The following is a 17029-nucleotide window of genomic DNA, read 5'->3' on the forward strand; positions in this document are numbered from 1 at the left end:
TTGGCTACACACCGCCGGATTTTCGTGGTGTTATAGAGACTTGGCCGTTAACTGACAGGAGCTGCCGATGAATATCATCGCCATCATGGGCCCGACGGGCGTCTACTACAAAGATGAGCCGATCCGCGAGCTCCACGCGGCGCTGGGCGCGATGGGATTCCAGCTGGTATACCCCAAAAACAGCGGTGACCTGCTGAAGCTGATCGAAGCCAATGCCCGCATCTGCGGCGTGATCTTCGACTGGGACGATTACAGCCTGGAGCTGTGCAGCGAGATCAACGAGCTGAACGAATACCTGCCGCTGTACGCCTTTATCAATACTCACTCCACCTTCGACGTCAGCCTGCATGAAATGCGCATGGTGCTCTATTTCTTCGAGTATGGCCTGAATGCGGCAGACGATATCGCGCAGCGCATCCAGCAATACACGGCGGAATACATCGACACCATTACGCCGCCGCTGACCAAGGCGCTGTTCAACTACGTGCGCGAAGGAAAGTACACCTTTTGCACGCCGGGCCACATGGCCGGCACCGCGTTCCAGAAAAGCCCGGTGGGCTGCCTGTTCTATGACTTCTTCGGCGCCAATACCCTGAAGGCCGACATCTCGATTTCGGTCACCGAGCTCGGGTCGCTGCTGGATCACACCGGCCCGCATCTGGAGGCCGAAGAGTACATCGCGCGCACCTTCAATGCCGAGCAGAGCTATCTGGTCACCAACGGCACCTCCACCGCCAACAAGATCGTCGGCATGTATTCAGCGCCGGCGGGCAGCACGGTGCTGATCGACCGCAACTGCCACAAATCGCTGTGCCACCTGCTGATGATGAGCGATATCGTGCCGATCTATCTGCGCCCGCTGCGCAACGCCTACGGCATCCTCGGCGGCATTCCGCAGCGCGAGTTTACCCGCGCCAGCATCGCCGCCCGGGTGCAGGAGACCCCGAACGCCACCTGGCCGGTGCATGCGGTGATCACCAATTCCACCTATGACGGCCTGCTGTACAACACCGACTACATCAAGCAGACGCTGGAGGTGCCGTCGATCCACTTCGACTCCGCCTGGGTGCCTTACACCAACTTCCACCCGATTTACGACGGCAAGAGCGGCATGAGCGGCGATCGGGTGCCCGGCAAGGTTTTCTACGAAACCCAATCCACCCACAAGCTGCTGGCGGCCTTCTCGCAAGCCTCGATGATTCATATCAAGGGCGACTACGACGAGAGCACCTTCAACGAAGCCTACATGATGCACACCACCACTTCGCCGCACTACGGCATCGTGGCGTCGATGGAAACCGCCGCCGCCATGCTGCGCGGCAATCCGGGGCGCCGCTTGATCAACCGTTCGGTGGAGCGCGCGCTGCATTTTCGCCGTGAAGTGCAGCGGCTGCGCGAGGAAAGCGACAGCTGGTTCTTCGATATCTGGCAGCCGGAAGAGATCGATGAAGCGCAGTGCTGGCCGCTGGATCCGGACGATAACTGGCACGGTTTCGGCCAGACCGATCGCGATCATATGTATCTCGATCCGATCAAGGTGACGATCCTGACGCCGGGCATGAACGAGCTGGGCGCGCTGGAGGAAGAGGGGATCCCGGCGGCGCTGGTGGCGAAGTACCTCGACGAGCGCGGCATCGTGGTGGAGAAGACCGGGCCGTACAACCTGCTGTTCCTGTTCAGCATCGGCATCGATAAAACCAAGGCGATGAGCCTGCTGCGCGGCCTGACCGACTTCAAGCGCGCCTACGATCTCAACCTGCGGGTGAAGAACATGCTGCCGGATCTGTACGCCGAGGATCCGGATTTCTATCGCCATATGCGCATCCAGGAGCTGGCCGCCGGTATTCATCGCCTGATCTGCCAACACGATCTGCCGCGCCTGATGCAGCGGGCGTTTGACGTGCTGCCGGAAATGAAGCTGACGCCGCACCAGATGTTCCAGGAGCAGGTGCGCGGCAATGTGGAAACCTGCGAGCTGGATCAGTTGGTGGGCAAAGTGGCGGCCAATATGATACTGCCTTATCCGCCGGGCGTGCCGCTGGTGATGCCAGGGGAAATGATCACCGAAGAGAGCCGGGCGGTGCTCGATTTCCTGCTGATGCTGTGCTCGATCGGCGAGCGCTATCCCGGTTTTGAAACCGATATCCACGGCGCCAAGCTGACGGAAGACGGACGCTATCTGGTGAAGGTGCTGAAAGCCCCGCAGCCATAAGGCCATAATGCGCCCGGCGGTTTGGAAAGATGCGCCGGGCTTCCTCATTGACGGCCTCATCGCCGCCGGATACCGTGCACCATCAGAATGAACAGGAGAGGGTTTCTATGCTGGCATTACGTCAGGTGCATCACATCGCGATCATTGGCGCGGACTACGCCGCCAGTAAGCATTTCTATTGCGACATTCTCGGCTTTACCCTGCTGAGTGAAGTTTACCGCGAGGAGCGTGACTCCTGGAAAGCGGATCTGGCGCTCAACGGGCAATACACCCTCGAGCTGTTTTCTTTCCCTTCGCCGCCGGCCCGCGTCAGCCGCCCGGAGGCTTGCGGCCTGCGCCATCTGGCGTTCAGCGTTGACGATATAGACCAAGCCATCGCCCATCTGCAGGCGGCCGGCGTCGCCTGCGAACCGGTACGCGTCGATCCTTATACTCAATCTCGTTTTACCTTTTTCAGCGATCCCGATGGTTTACCGTTAGAATTATACGAGAGTTAACGGCTTAATCGCCTCCCGGCGGCCACAGCCGGGGGCGATTATGCTATGATCGCGCCCTTGCCCCACATGCCTACAGAGTTATTTCCGCCATGCAAGAGCCTGCTTTTCGCGTCGGGGAGTGGCTGGTTACCCCTGCCGACAATACCATCAGCCGTGACGGCCGCCAGAAAACGCTGGAACCGCGCCTGATCGACATGCTGTGCTATTTCGCCCGGCACCCCGATGTGGTGCTGAGCCGCGACGAGCTGATCGATAGCGTTTGGAAGCGCAATATCGTCACTAATCACGTGGTGACCCAATGCATTTCAGAACTGCGCAAATACCTGAAAGACGGCGACAGCGACAGTCCGGAATACATTATCACCGTGCCTAAGCGCGGGTATAAGTTGGCGGCTTCGGTGATCTGGTGTGAAGACGGGGAGTCGCAGCCCGCCCCTGCGCCGGCGCCGCAGATTGCGGTGATCATGCATGAGCCGGAAGACGGCAGCGATGATGAAGACGATACGCCGTACGTGCCGCCGAGCCGGACCCGAACGCCGGTTGCCGCGCCCGGCGAAAAGCAGCCGCGCTTTTATCGCCGCTCGACGTTCTGGGTGTGGCTGGCGTTTCTGGCGGCGCTCAGCGTCTGCGTGGCGTTTGTCGGCATCGCCACGCTGTCGCAGCGCGTGCCGGTATCGACCATGCCGGTGCTGCTTAACCCGCGCGATATCGATATCCGCATCCAGGGCGGCGAGAGCTGCAGCAACTGGATGCCGCAGCTCTCCTATGTGGTGGGCGTCAGCGAGCTGATCACCGATTCGCTCAACACCTACTCGACCTTCCTGGTGCACGACCAAACCAATTACAACTATTCCGGCCCCAGCAACTCGGGCAAGTCGCTGTATATCGAGTTCGTCAATCAGCGCCACTACCGCGCCCAGCAGTGTTTCCTGTCCGTACGGCTGGTGGATAACGCCGACAGCTCAATCATGTTGGACAAGCGTTACTTCATTACCGCCGATAACCAGCTGAAGATCCAAAGCGACTTCCTCGCCAGCCTGTCCGCCGCGCTGAAACAGCCCTGGCCGCCGCAGCTGGAACAGCGTCTGGCGCAGCTGCTGCCGGATAACGGGCCACTGCTGCAGCGCTTCTACCAGGCGCATCAATTGTTGATCCATGGCGACGCTGATTCGTTGACTCGCGCCAGCGCGCAGCTGAGCGAGCTGATTAAAAGCGCGCCGAATTTCCACTACCTGCTGGCGGAAAAAGCGCTGGTGGATGTGCTGCGCAACTCTTATCAACCGTTCGACAGCCAGGGGCTGGCGCAATTGCGCGCCGATATCAGCCATCTGGCGACGATCCCCGAATTGAAAAATACGCCGATCGTGCAGCAAGTTCTGGCGGTTGATGCGCTGGCGCAGGGACGCATTGACGATGCGCACCGGGCGATCGAGCTGGGGATTGAGTTGCAAATGTCGTGGCTGAATTATGTGCTGCTGGGCAAAGTGTATGAAATGCAGGGGCAGAATCATTTGGCGGCGGATTCTTATATTACCGCGTTCAACCTGCGCCCCGGTGAAGATACCTTGCATTGGATCACCAATGGCGTATTCCAGACGTCATTGACCAACGTGGTGCCTTATTTAAATAACTATCAGCGCCAATAATTCACCAGAACCACGCCGCCATTATTCTCAGGGAATTCCGGCGGCGTTATTTATTGGTGAAGATATGTTGCGCCATTGTGTTATTTTGCTGCGCAATATCGTTCCTTTTCTGCCGTTTGTTATTCGTGATTAACCTGGTTATTATCCTGTTTTTTAACGATGTTTATCTTTTCTTTAGCTTACCTTTTTATCTTGATGTGTTAATCAAAAACCTCAGATTATCATTTGTATGATCATGAGCGTAATCTCACTTTATCTTTAGGACTTTATTTCTGCCGATGGTTAGCATCCTGACTATCAAGCCGGCTCATTAAAATCTTTTATTTATGGGTGTGGCTTATAAGAAACGTAAATCAGGAGAAACTGACCATGGCTTCACCCAAGAAAATAGGGCTTATTGCCTGCACCGGCGTAGTCGCCGGTAATATGATGGGGAGCGGGATTGCCTTATTGCCCGCCAACCTGGCGAGTCTCGGATCCATCGCCATTTGGGGATGGGTGATCTCGATTATCGGGGCGATGTCGCTGGCCTACGTGTACGCCCGCCTCGCGACCAAAAACCCGCAGCAGGGCGGCCCTATCGCCTACGCCGGTGAAATTTCCCCGGCGTTCGGCTTCCAGACCGGCGTGCTTTATTACCATGCCAACTGGATCGGCAACCTGGCCATCGGCATTACCGCCGTTTCTTATCTCTCCACCTTCTTCCCGGCGTTGAACAACCCGGTGCCTGCCGGCATCGCCTGTATCGCCATCGTGTGGATCTTCACCTTCGTCAACATGCTGGGCGGGACCTGGGTCAGCCGCTTGACCACCCTGGGCCTGGTGCTGGTGCTGATCCCGGTGATCGTAACCGCCACCCTCGGCTGGCACTGGTTTGACGCCGCCACCTACCAGGCTAACTGGAATACCTCCGGCACCACCGACAGCCATGCGGTCATCAAAAGTATTCTGCTGTGCCTGTGGGCGTTCATCGGCGTGGAATCCGCGGCGGTCAGCACCGGCATGGTGAAAAACCCGAAACGCACCGTGCCGCTGGCGACCATGCTTGGCACCGGCCTGGCGGGCATCATCTACATCGCCGCCACCCAAGTGATCAGCGGCATGTTCCCGGCGTCTGAAATGGCCGCCAGCGGCGCGCCGTTCGCCATCAGCGCCTCGGCGATTATGGGCAACTGGGCGGCACCGATGGTTTCCGCGTTCACCGCCTTTGCCTGCCTGACCTCGCTCGGGTCATGGATGATGCTGGTCGGCCAGGCCGGGGTGCGCGCCGCCAACGACGGCAACTTCCCGAAAGTGTACGGCGAGCTGGATAAAAACGGCATTCCGAAAAAAGGCCTGCTGCTCGCGAGCTGCAAAATGACCGCGCTGATGGTGCTGATCACCCTGATGAGCTCCGCCGGCGGCAAGGCTTCCGATCTGTTCGGCGAGCTGACCGGCATCGCGGTGCTGCTGACCATGCTGCCTTACTTCTACTCCTGCGTAGACCTGATTCGCTTCGAAGGGGTCAACGTGCGCAACCTGCTGAGCCTGATCGCTTCGGTGTGCGGCTGCGGCTTCTGCTTCATCGCGCTGATGGGCGCCAACTCTTTCGAACTGTCCGGCACCTTTATCATCAGCCTGATTATCCTGATGTTCTACGCCCGGAAAATGAATACCCGCCAGGCTGCCAATGCAGCGGCGGTCGATGAAAACACCACGGCCAAAGCGCACTGATTCGCGTCCGCTGACCGACTGAATTTACCCAGCCCCTTTCTTTCCGACCTGTCAGCCGCGACGGGAAGGGGCTTGCTTTGCCAGGAGAAATGCATATGAACGTTATCGCCATCATGAATCACATGGGTGTCTACTTCAAAGAAGAGCCTATCCGTGAACTGCATCAGGCGCTGGAAAGTCTGGATTTCCGCATCGTTTACCCTAACGATCGCGAAGACCTGCTGAAACTGATCGAGAACAACGCCCGTCTGTGCGGGGTGATCTTCGACTGGGACAAATACAATCTGGAGCTGTGCGAAGAGATCAGCCAACTGAACGAATACATGCCGCTGTACGCATTCGCCAACACCTATTCCACGTTGGACGTCAGCCTGAACGATCTGCGCATGCAGGTGCGCTTCTTCGAGTATGCGCTCGGCGCGGCAACCGACATCGCCGCCAAGATCAAACAGAACACCGACGAGTATATCGACACCATCCTGCCGCCGTTGACCAAGGCGCTGTTCAAATACGTGCGCGAAGGCAAATACACCTTCTGTACACCGGGCCACATGGGCGGCACCGCCTTCCAGAAAAGCCCGGTGGGCAGCCTGTTCTACGATTTCTTCGGCCCGAACACCATGAAGTCGGATATTTCGATTTCGGTGTCCGAACTGGGATCGTTGCTGGATCACTCCGGCCCACACAAAGAGGCGGAAGAGTACATTTCCCGCGTGTTCAACGCCGAGCGCAGCTACATGGTGACCAACGGCACCTCCACTGCCAACAAGATCGTCGGCATGTATTCGGCGCCGGCGGGCAGCACGGTGCTGATTGACCGTAACTGCCACAAGTCGCTGACTCACCTGATGATGATGAGCGACATCACGCCGATCTACTTCCGCCCGACCCGCAATGCCTACGGCATCCTCGGCGGCATTCCGCAGAGCGAGTTCCAGCGCGCCACCATCGCCAAACGCGTGAAGGAGACCCCGAACGCCACCTGGCCGGTGCATGCGGTGATCACCAACTCCACCTATGACGGCTTGCTGTACAACACCGACTTTATCAAGAACACTCTGGACGTGAAGTCGATTCATTTCGACTCCGCCTGGGTGCCTTACACCAACTTCCATCCGATCTATAAAGGCAAGTGCGGCATGAGCGGCGGCCGCGTGGAGGGCAAGGTGATCTACGAAACCCAGTCCACCCACAAACTGCTGGCGGCCTTCTCGCAGGCTTCGATGATTCATGTGAAGGGCGATATCAACGAAGAGACCTTCAACGAAGCCTACATGATGCACACCACCACTTCGCCGCACTACGGCATCGTGGCGTCGACCGAAACCGCCGCGGCGATGATGAAAGGCAACGCCGGCAAGCGCCTGATCAACGGCTCTATCGAGCGCGCGATCAAGTTCCGCAAAGAGATCAAACGCCTGAAAGTCGAGTCCGACGGCTGGTTCTTCGACGTCTGGCAGCCGGAGCATATCGATGAGCCGGAATGCTGGCCGCTGCGCTCCGACAGCGCCTGGCACGGTTTCAAGAACATCGACAACGAACACATGTATCTGGACCCGATCAAGGTCACTATCCTGACCCCGGGGATGAGTAAGGAAGGCGAGATGCAGCCGTTCGGCATCCCGGCCAGCATCGTGGCGAAATACCTCGACGAACGCGGCATCATCGTCGAGAAAACCGGGCCTTACAACCTGCTGTTCCTGTTCAGCATCGGCATCGATAAAACCAAGGCGCTCAGCCTGCTGCGCGCGATGACCGACTTCAAACGCTCGTTCGACCTGAACCTGCGGGTGAAAAACATGCTGCCTTCGCTGTATCAGGAAGCGCCTGATTTCTATGAAAACATGCGCATTCAGGATCTGGCGCAGAACATTCACCGCCTGGTGGAGCAACACAACTTGCCGGACCTGATGTACCGCGCGTTCGAAGTGCTGCCAACCATGGTGATGAATCCGTACCAGGCGTTCCAGAAAGAGCTGCACGGCGAAGTGGAAGAGGTCTATCTGGAAGAGATGGTCGGTAAGGTCAATGCCAACATGATCCTCCCATACCCACCGGGCGTGCCGCTGGTGATGCCGGGCGAGATGCTGACCGAAGAGAGCCGGCCGGTGCTGGAGTTCCTGCAGATGCTGTGCGAAATCGGCGCGCATTATCCGGGCTTTGAAACCGACATTCACGGCGCCTATCGCCAGGCGGACGGACGTTATCGGGTGAAAGTGCTGAAGGCGAAATAACCGCAGCCAATAAGAGGGGAGGCGCTCGCGCTTCCCCTTTGTCGTTCACCGACTGATGGGAGACCACCATGAAAACACCCTCACAGCCGCGCGCAATCTACTATGTCGTAGCGATACAAATTTGGGAATATTTCAGCTTTTACGGCATGCGTGCGTTATTGATCCTCTATCTGACCCACCAACTCGGCTATACCGACAGCCACGCCATCGATCTCTACAGCGCTTACGCTTCGTTAGTTTACGTCACTCCTATTCTTGGCGGCTGGCTCGCCGACCGCCTGCTGGGCAACCGCGTCGCGGTGATCGCCGGCGCGGCGCTGATGACCCTGGGGCATATCGTGCTCGGCCTGAGCGCGGTCTCCGCCCAGTCGCTCTATCTGGCGCTGGCGATCATCATTTGCGGCTACGGCCTGTTCAAATCCAATATCAGCTGCCTGCTGGGCGAGCTGTATCCGGCGCAGGACTCGCGCCGCGAAGGGGGCTTCTCACTGCTGTACGCCGCCGGCAACGTCGGATCTATTCTGGCGCCGATCGCCTGCGGGTTGGCGGCCGAGCGCTATGGCTGGCACGTCGGCTTTGCGTTGGCCGGGATCGGCATGTTCGCCGGTCTGGTGATTTTTCTGCTGGGCGGACGCCATTTCCGCCACACGCGCGGCGTGAATGCACCGCTGATGCGCGCCAGGAGCCTGGGCCTGCCGCACTGGGGATGGCTGCTGGCGGCGTTGCTGACGTCGCCGCTGTTCTTCACGCTGCTGTTTGAACGCGGCTGGGCCGGCTATTTGCTCGGGTTGGTGTGCGTGGCGGCGGTGGCGCTGGTGGCGCGCATTATGCTGCGTGCGGACGCCGGCCAGCGCCGGGGGCTGTGGCAGATCATCGTACTGATGCTGCTGGGCACGCTGTTCTGGGCTTTTGCCCAGCAGGGCGGCAGCTCCATCAGCCTGTTTATCGATCATTTCGTTGACCGGCGCTGGTTTGGCTGGACGGTGCCGACCGCGCTGTTCCAGTCGGTTAACGCCTGCGCGGTGATGCTGGGCGGCGTGGCGCTGGCCTGGCTGGCGAGCGGCGATGGCGATCGCACGCTGCGCATCTGGTGCAAGTTCGCCTTCGGTCTGCTGTTGATCGGCGTCGGCTTTACGCTGATGGCGCTCAATACGCGGCTGCACGGGCCGGGATCGATGGGGCTGATGATCGCCGGTTTGGCGGTGATGGGCTTTGCCGAACTGTTTATCGATCCGGTGGCGATGGCGCAGATCACCCGGCTGAATATCCCCGGCGCCACCGGCGTGTTGACCGGCATCTATATGTTGGCGACCGGTTCGATCGCCAACTATCTGGCGGGCATTATCGCCAATCAGACCGCCGAGGATCACATCGAAGGGGCGGCGATGCAGGCGTATGGCCGCATTTTCGCCCAGATCGGCTGGGGAGCGGCCGGATGTGCGCTGGCGGTGATCGCGGTGCTGGGCGGCTGGTGGCTGCTGACGCGACGCCAGGCCCGGACGGTTAATGCTTGATTGATGGCGGTAGGCGGGGTTAACGTGCAGCTATGTAGAAGTGACAAAGCCTACCGATGGATACTGATCAATTAACGACGCAGGTGGCGGAACAGCTGGGCGCGCAGCAGCGGCTGCTGGTGGCGTTTAGCGGCGGCCTGGATTCCAGCGTGCTGCTGCATCTGCTGGCGGCGTTGCGCCGCCAACGTCCGGCGCTGCAGCTACGTGCGCTGCACGTGCACCATGGCCTGAGCGCCTTTGCCGACCGTTGGGTTGAGCATTGCCGCAGCCGGTGTGCCGAGTGGCGGATCCCGCTGACGGTGACGCACGTGCAGGTGGATGCCCGCCAGGGCGGCATCGAAGCGGCGGCGCGTGCGGCGCGCTATGCCGCTTTCAGTGCAGCATTGGCGGAGGGCGAAGCGCTGCTCACCGCCCAACACCTTGACGATCAAAGCGAAACCTTCCTGTTGGCGCTCAAGCGCGGCAGCGGGCCGGCGGGATTGTCGGCGATGGCGGCGCGCGCCACGCTGGGCGAGCACCTGCTGTTGCGGCCGCTGCTGGGCTGCTCGCGTCAAACGCTGGAAAATTACGCGCAACGCCACGCCTTAACCTGGATAGACGACGACAGCAATCAGGACACGCGCTTCGATCGCAATTTCCTGCGGTTGCAGGTGTTGCCGCAGCTCAATCAACGTTGGCCGCACTTCGCTTCGGCGGTGGCGCGCAGCGCCAGCCTGTGCGCCGAACAGGAACAATTGTTGGACGAGCTGCTGGCGGAACCGCTGCAAAGCCTGTTGGCGGCGGATCGCTCATTGGCGATCGACGGTTTGACGGCCTGTTCGCCGGTGCGGCGCTTCGCTCTGTTGCGGCGCTGGATCGCATTGTTCAACGTTACCATGCCGGCGCGTGAGCAGTTGCAGCGTCTGTGGGAGGAGGTGGCGCTCAGCCGGGAAGATGCCGAACCGCAGCTGCAGCTCGGCGCCTATCAGATCCGCCGCTTCCGAGGCCGATTGCACCTGTTGCCGCCGCTGGCGGCACTGCGCGATGTGCATCTGCCCTGGCAGCCTGACGAGACGCTGACGTTGCCGGACGGGCTGGGGCAGTTGGTTGCCGGTGAGGGCGATCTGGCGCTGCGCGCGCCGCTGCCATCGCAGCAGATTAGCATTCGTTTCGGCGGCTTACGGGGCGCGGTGCGCATCGTGGGGCGCGCCCATTCGCGGCCGATAAAAAAACTGTGGCAGGAGCTGGGTATTCCTCCCTGGCAGCGTGAACGTATCCCGTTGATTTATTATGATGAGCAGCTGATCGCCGCGCTGGGCGTATTCGTCTGTGAGGCGGGGCAGGTGCCGGAAGGCGAACGCCCGTGGCGGCTGCGCTGGGAAAAAAATCATAATCGTGAGGAGCAATGATGAAGTTTGTGGAAATCGCGCTGTTGGCCGCCGGCCTGTTCAGCCTGCCGGCGTTGGCGGCGGGGGATGCGGCCGCCGGTCAGGCCAAAGCCGCCGCGTGCGCGGCCTGCCACGGCGCGCAGGGCAAGGTGACGGTGCCGATGTACCCGAATCTGGCCGGGCAAAACGCCATGTACCTGCAGCACGCGTTGCAGGCGTATAAGAAAGGGGAACGCAACGGCGGCCAGGCCGAGGTGATGAAAGCCTATGTGTCGGGATTGTCGGATGACGATATCGCCGATCTGGCGGCTTATTACGCCAGCCTGAAGCCCTAAATGACGAGGGCAGCCGTTGGGCTGCCCTGTTGGGATGGGGTTACCGCTGCTCAGTCCGACAGACTGACGACCACGGTACCGATTTCCGGATGACTGAAACTGCTGATATGGTCCAGACGCAGGTCGCGCTGTTGGCCGTTCTGTTCGATGGTCAGATACTCAACGCGTTTCTTTTGCAGCAGGTCGATCGCCTTGGCCTCGATCACTTCTCCGTCGCGTAACTCCAGCTTCAGAATAAGTTTATGCTGACAGGCGAGTTCCAGGTTGTCGTAGTCATCGCAATTGATGGGTTGGTACTCATCATTCATCAACATAGTCGCTCACCAATAAGTTAGCGGCGGCAAAGGCCGCCTGTTCCCTAACGGAGGACGGTAGCGCGTGGTTCGCTGCGACATCGTCCAATGCCTTTAACGCACAAGCCAGCGCATCAGGCACGTAGCCAAGATCTCCACTGCCAATCTCGGCGTAAGTACGGCGTACTAACTCACAGTATTGTTGCACAGTTTCCTCCCTTAAGAACCTCTGCATCATCAAGACTACTATCGCGATGAGGCGCAGGCTCTCGGAGTTTTATCCTATCCTAGACGACTATAGCACAGCTGTTATGGAGTTATCAGCACCCCGGCACGCCTTTCGCACTGCCGCAGCCTGGCCGCGCTGGCGGGGTTTGGCCCTGATCAAGTACACTGTCGCCGGATAATAACGAGGTCACCCATGGCGCTGAAAGCAACCATTTATAAAGCCGCGGTCAATATTGCTGATATGGATCGTCACTTCTACCACGACGCCACGCTGACGCTGGCGCAACACCCGTCCGAAAATGAGCAACGCATGATGCTGCGCCTGTTGGCCTGGATCTGCCACGCCGACGAGCGGCTGGTGTTCACCAAAGGGCTGAGCGCCGACGACGAGCCGGAGATCTGGCAGCGCAACGACCACAACGGGCTGGAAATGTGGATCGAGATGGGATTGCCCGACGAGAAACGCATCCGCAAGGCCTGCAACCAGTCGCCGCGCGTGGTCTTGTACGCTTACGGCGAGCGCGCCGCGCACGTTTGGTGGCAGGCGATGCAGGGAAAAGTGGCCGGCTACAAGAACCTGAGCGTGCGCTTCCTCGATGACGAACAGCTGGCGCGCCTGACGGCGCTGGCCAGCCGCACCATGACGCTGCAGGCAACGCTGCAGGAGGGAACTATTTGGCTGTCTGATGCTCAGAATAGTCTGGAAATCCAGTTTGCCGAGTGGCAGCAGGCACAGGTGTGACCGGTGCTGGAACTGTCAAGAAACGTAGCCATACCGGATAATGAGCTGGAATTGACGGCGATCCGCGCGCAGGGCGCGGGTGGCCAGCACGTGAACAAAACCTCAACGGCGATCCATTTGCGCTTTGACATCCGGGCATCCAGCCTGCCAGAGTATTATAAGGAAAGGCTGCTGGCGCTGAATCATCATCTCATTACCGCTGATGGCGTAGTGATTATCAAGGCGCAAGAGTATCGCAGTCAGGAATTGAATCGCGAAGCGGCGTTGGCCAGATTGGTCGCGCTGATTCAGCAGGCGATGGTGGTGGAAAAAATGCGCAAGGCGACCAAGCCGACCAAAGGGGCAAAATTGCGCCGTTTGGAAGGCAAGGCGCGTAAGGGCGCCACCAAGGCGCTGCGTGGCAAGGTTCGCACTTAGGAATACATGAACACAGTAGGAGAATAACTGTGAAGAAAATTACGGTAGCCCTGTTCTTGGCGGCAGGCGCACTCTCGTTGTTGGGATGCAACAATCATTATCAACCGAAGGAACAACCGCTGCAGGCGATGCCGCAGAGTTATCAAGGGCTGTTGCCTTGCGCCGATTGCGGCGGGCTGGATACGGCGCTGTTCCTGGATGAGGACGGCACCTTTGTGCTGCAAGAAACTTATCGCGGCACCAAAGACGGCGATCAGACCTTCGCCGACTACGGCAAATGGGCGCGCACCGCGGATAAGCTGGTGCTGACTGACAGCACCGGGGAAAAACGCTACTTCCGCCCGGTGGGCAAGAGTCTTGAGATGCTGGATCGCAGCGGCGCGCCGATCGCCTCCAAGCTGAATTATCGTCTGGAGCCGGTCGAGAAGCCATTGCCTAAAACGCCGATGGTGATGAAAGGCAGCTACACCTATATGGCCGACGCGGCGGTGTTCAAAGATTGCGCCACCGGCATCACGTTCCCGGTGGATAACAACATCGCGCTGGAGCAAGGTTACGCCAAAGCCAATAAGAATGCCGGTGAGCCGGTGTTTCTGACTTTCAACGCGCACTTCAGCGTGCAGCCGTCGATGGAAGAGGGGCAGATAGAGAAGGCGGTGGTGCCGGACGGTAAAATCGCGTTCGACCGCAGTAAAAGCTGCAGCAACAACTAACTTCCCCTGTCCCCATGGACATAAAAAAACCCGCCTAGGCGGGTTTTTTATTCGCTGACGGGCGGTGTTCAGCGTTTGATCTGGCCCAGCAGGAAATCAACGATTTCACCGGTTTTGATCATTTGCTTCTCGCCGACGCGGCGGTTTTTGTACTCGATCTCTTCGTTGTCGAGGTTACGGTCGCCGATAACGATAGAGTGCGGCACGCCGATCAGCTCCATATCCGCGAACATCACGCCCGGGCGCTCTTTGCGGTCATCGAGGATCACGTCGATGCCGTGGGAGCGCAGGGTGTTGTACAGCTCTTCGGCCAGCGCCTGCACGCGGAACGACTTGTGCATGTTCATCGGCAGAATAGCGACCTGGAACGGCGCGATGGCGTCCGGCCAGATAATGCCGCGTTCGTCGTGGTTCTGCTCGATGGCAGCGGCCACGACGCGCGTCACCCCGATGCCGTAGCAACCCATGGTCAGCACCTGGTTGCGGCCGTCTTCACCCTGTACGGTCGCTTTCATCGCTTCCGAATACTTGGTGCCGAGCTGGAAGATATGGCCCACTTCGATGCCGCGTTTGATCAGAAGCGTGCCCTGACCATCCGGGCTGGCGTCGCCTTCCACCACGTTACGGATGTCGGCCACCTGCGGCAGCGGCAGATCCCGCTCCCAGTTGATGCCGAAGTAGTGTTTGCCGTCGACGTTGGCGCCGGCGCCAAAGTCGCTCATCGCCGCTACGCTGCGGTCGGCAACCACCGGCATCTGCAGCTTGACCGGGCCGAGGGAACCCGGGCCGGCGCCGACGATGGCGCGGATCTCTTCTTCAGTGGCGAAGGTCAGCGGCGCGGCAACCTGCGCCAGCTTCTCGGCCTTGATTTCGTTCAGCTCGTGATCGCCGCGCACCAGCAGGGCGACCAGTTTATGGCCGCTCTCTTCGGTGGCGCGCACCATCAGCGTCTTCACGGTTTTTTCCACCGGCAGCTGGAATTGCTCGACCAGCTCGGCGATGGTTTTGGCGTTTGGCGTATCCACCAGGCGCAGCTCTTCGCTGGCCGCCGCGCGCGGCGCTGCCGGAGCGACCGCTTCCGCCAGCTCGATGTTGGCGGCGAAGTCGGAACCGGTGGAGAACACGATATCGTCTTCACCGCTGTCTGCCAGCACCTGGAATTCGTGCGACGCACTGCCGCCGATCGAGCCGGTATCGGCCTGCACCGGGCGGAAATCCAGGCCCATGCGGCTGAAGATTTTGCTGTACGCTTCGTACATCGCGTCGTAAGTCTCCTGCAGAGACTCCTGCGAGGTATGGAAGGAGTAGGCATCCTTCATCAGGAACTCACGGGAACGCATCACGCCGAAACGTGGGCGCACTTCATCACGGAACTTGGTCTGGATCTGGAAGAAGTTCAGCGGCAGCTGCTTGTACGAGCTGATCTCGTTGCGGATCAGATCGGTGATCACTTCTTCATGCGTCGGGCCCAGCACGAAAGGACGGTCGCCGCGGTCGACGAAGCGCAGCAGCTCGGGGCCGTATTGCTCCCAACGGCCGCTTTCCTGCCACAGGTCGGCAGGCTGAACCACCGGCATGGATACTTCGATCGCGTTAGCATTGTTCATTTCTTCGCGAACGATGTTTTCAACCTTTTTCAGAACGCGCAGGCCGGTCGGCAGCCAGGTGTAAAGACCGGAGGCCAGCTTGCGGATCATCCCGGCGCGCAGCATCAGCTGGTGGCTGATCACTTCGGCGTCGGCAGGTGTCTCCTTCAGAGTGGAGAGCAGATATTGGCTAGTACGCATGGTGTTTTGGTTCCGTTAGAACTGCAAATTGCATCGGGCTGCCAGAGTGGCGGCCAAAAAGTGATTTAGTTTACCAGCGCGAGCGGGTCGCCAAAAGAGAGGCGGCGGAATTTTAACGCGGGTCGAGCGCCAGCACTTCGGTGTGGCCGTCCACGACGCGCCAGCGCACGTTGAAATCCAGCAGCCAGACGGCGTAATCCCGTTCGACGTCCTCTCCTTTACGATAGGCGGGACGGGGGTCCTGTGCCAGCACCTGGCTGATAAAACGCCTTAATTGCGGGTAGCGCGCCTGATGTTGCTGCAGCTGCTGTTCCGCCTGCGGCGCGAAACGCACCGGCATATCGCCGGCGGGCGCGGCCTGGGCAAAGCCGGCGCGGGCCTGCGGTTGGCTCTCGGCGAACGGGAGATAAGGCTTGATGTCCACCACCGGGGTGCCGTCGACCAGATCGAGGCTGCCCAGTTCCAGCGCCACTTCCCCGTTTTTCACCCGTACGCCTTTGAGCTCAATGAGCGACATGCCGAGCGGGTTGGGACGGAAGGTGGAGCGGGTGGCGAACACGCCCATGCGGGCATTGCCGCCTAAACGCGGTGGGCGTACCGTCGGGCGCCAGCCGCCTTCCATGGTTTGATGGAAAATGAACATCACCCACAGATGGCTGAAATCGCTGAGACCGCGAACCGCTTCCGCCTGGTTGTAAGGCGGCAGCAGCAGCAGTTCGCCGCCACCGTCTTCGACCAGCCCCGGTTGGCGGGGCACGGCGAATTTCTCTTTATACGGCGAGCGGATCACGCCGATCTGCTCAAAAACGAATTCGGTCATTTAGACGAGACGTTAAGCGCCGAGCCCTGGCAAACGGCCTGCTGGTAACAACCGGCGACGCCGCTGACAATCTGGCAGTCGTGCAGCAGCACGGCGTTGGCCTTCATGTAAGACGCACGGATTTGCATGCGTTTACGGGCGGTAGCCAGATTCGGTGGGGAGTCTTGTACGGTGGTTTGGCACGATTCGCCGGACACTTCACCCAGATCGCGGAATGGTTTACCCACGAGTTCTTCTGCACTTTTATACAGTTTTACCGGAGCGGGGCGGGCGGCCGGCGTGGTCTTGGCCGGGGCGGTCGTGGTCGGCTTGCTGGTGCTGTTTGTTGAGGATGGCGCGATACGTTGCGATGAACATCCGGCCAGCGCGAGCGCTAACAAACAGAGAGGTAAAACACGCATTGAGATTCCTCTGCCTTAATGAAAGTGGCGCTATTGAAGCAATCTATGGCGGAAATAACAAGACGGGCCTTGGCCCGTCTTGCAATTATAGGAATAAAATTGGTGAATAA

At 59.5% G+C, this 17029-nt stretch carries 16 protein-coding genes; 11 read left to right on the forward strand and 5 right to left on the reverse strand.

The features are described from left to right. Positions 1 to 67: 67 nt before the first annotated feature. The 8 genes from J0X03_RS04535 (at position 68) to J0X03_RS04570 (ending at position 11518) form a co-directional block, all read left to right on the forward strand. A complete protein-coding gene (locus J0X03_RS04535) occupies positions 68 to 2212 on the forward strand; it encodes a lysine decarboxylase LdcC (protein ID WP_033644883.1) in 2145 nt (714 codons plus the stop codon). Positions 2213 to 2319: 107 nt separating this feature from the next. Then, positions 2320 to 2709 carry a VOC family protein gene (locus J0X03_RS04540; protein WP_047026598.1) on the forward strand — a complete coding sequence of 130 codons (390 nt, stop codon included), beginning with the start codon at positions 2320 to 2322 and terminating at the stop codon, positions 2707 to 2709. Positions 2710 to 2798: 89 nt separating this feature from the next. Further along, the gene (gene cadC / locus J0X03_RS04545) at positions 2799 to 4355 is read left to right on the forward strand and encodes a lysine decarboxylation/transport transcriptional activator CadC (protein ID WP_033644885.1); all 1557 of its coding nucleotides are present in this window, start codon (positions 2799 to 2801) and stop codon (positions 4353 to 4355) included. Positions 4356 to 4724: 369 nt separating this feature from the next. After that, complete coding sequence (gene cadB, locus J0X03_RS04550) at positions 4725 to 6068, forward strand: cadaverine/lysine antiporter (RefSeq protein ID WP_033644886.1); 1344 nt, start codon at positions 4725 to 4727, stop codon at positions 6066 to 6068. 95 nt (positions 6069 to 6163) lie between these two features. Beyond that, entirely contained in the window at positions 6164 to 8302 is a 2139-nt protein-coding gene (cadA, locus tag J0X03_RS04555; RefSeq protein ID WP_033635725.1) for a lysine decarboxylase CadA, read from the forward strand. A gap of 68 nt (positions 8303 to 8370) precedes the next feature. Then, a complete protein-coding gene (dtpD, locus tag J0X03_RS04560; RefSeq protein ID WP_160204530.1) occupies positions 8371 to 9816 on the forward strand; it encodes a dipeptide permease DtpD in 1446 nt (481 codons plus the stop codon). Positions 9817 to 9872: 56 nt separating this feature from the next. Continuing rightward, positions 9873 to 11204 (forward strand): tRNA lysidine(34) synthetase TilS, encoded by a 1332-nt coding sequence (gene tilS / locus J0X03_RS04565; protein ID WP_069100480.1) that lies wholly within the window; start codon positions 9873 to 9875, stop codon positions 11202 to 11204. Beyond that, positions 11204 to 11518, forward strand: a complete 315-nt coding sequence (locus J0X03_RS04570; RefSeq protein WP_025304017.1) for a c-type cytochrome — start codon at positions 11204 to 11206, stop codon at positions 11516 to 11518. Before tilS ends, J0X03_RS04570 begins: the two co-directional genes overlap by 1 nt. 50 nt (positions 11519 to 11568) lie before the next feature. On the opposite strand, the gene rof is transcribed toward J0X03_RS04570, so the two are convergent. Beyond that, positions 11569 to 11832, reverse strand: a complete 264-nt coding sequence (gene rof, locus J0X03_RS04575) for a Rho-binding antiterminator (RefSeq protein ID WP_004931991.1) — start codon at positions 11830 to 11832, stop codon at positions 11569 to 11571. After that, complete coding sequence (locus tag J0X03_RS04580) at positions 11819 to 12019, reverse strand: YaeP family protein (protein WP_033652508.1); 201 nt, start codon at positions 12017 to 12019, stop codon at positions 11819 to 11821. Before J0X03_RS04580 ends, rof begins: the two co-directional genes overlap by 14 nt. Positions 12020 to 12232: 213 nt before the next feature. Here J0X03_RS04580 and J0X03_RS04585 point away from each other — a divergent pair, with 213 nt between their 5' ends. Genes J0X03_RS04585 through nlpE form a run of 3 tightly spaced genes read left to right on the forward strand, consistent with a single transcriptional unit; the run spans position 12233 to position 13911 of the window. Then, positions 12233 to 12781: a YaeQ family protein gene (locus tag J0X03_RS04585; RefSeq protein ID WP_033644891.1), complete on the forward strand. Its 549-nt coding sequence runs from the start codon at positions 12233 to 12235 to the stop codon at positions 12779 to 12781. 3 nt (positions 12782 to 12784) lie between these two features. Next, positions 12785 to 13198, forward strand: coding sequence for an alternative ribosome rescue aminoacyl-tRNA hydrolase ArfB (gene arfB / locus J0X03_RS04590; RefSeq protein ID WP_033644893.1), 414 nt, complete (start codon positions 12785 to 12787; stop codon positions 13196 to 13198). A gap of 29 nt (positions 13199 to 13227) precedes the next feature. Further along, the gene (gene nlpE / locus J0X03_RS04595) at positions 13228 to 13911 is read left to right on the forward strand and encodes an envelope stress response activation lipoprotein NlpE (RefSeq protein ID WP_033644894.1); all 684 of its coding nucleotides are present in this window, start codon (positions 13228 to 13230) and stop codon (positions 13909 to 13911) included. A gap of 68 nt (positions 13912 to 13979) precedes the next feature. Here the strand turns inward: nlpE and proS are convergent, their stop codons facing one another. The 3 genes from proS to rcsF form a co-directional block, all read right to left on the reverse strand. Further along, on the reverse strand, positions 13980 to 15698 hold the full coding sequence (gene proS, locus J0X03_RS04600) for a proline--tRNA ligase (RefSeq protein ID WP_033644896.1): 1719 nt from the start codon (positions 15696 to 15698) through the stop codon (positions 13980 to 13982). A gap of 112 nt (positions 15699 to 15810) precedes the next feature. After that, entirely contained in the window at positions 15811 to 16518 is a 708-nt protein-coding gene (gene tsaA / locus J0X03_RS04605) for a tRNA (N6-threonylcarbamoyladenosine(37)-N6)-methyltransferase TrmO (protein ID WP_016929866.1), read from the reverse strand. After that, complete coding sequence (gene rcsF, locus J0X03_RS04610; RefSeq protein WP_025304011.1) at positions 16515 to 16919, reverse strand: Rcs stress response system protein RcsF; 405 nt, start codon at positions 16917 to 16919, stop codon at positions 16515 to 16517. The genes tsaA and rcsF overlap by 4 nt, the downstream gene beginning before the upstream one ends. Positions 16920 to 17029: the final 110 nt, after the last annotated feature.

This window comes from Serratia ureilytica, assembly GCF_017309605.1.
Lineage (GTDB): Bacteria > Pseudomonadota > Gammaproteobacteria > Enterobacterales > Enterobacteriaceae > Serratia > Serratia ureilytica.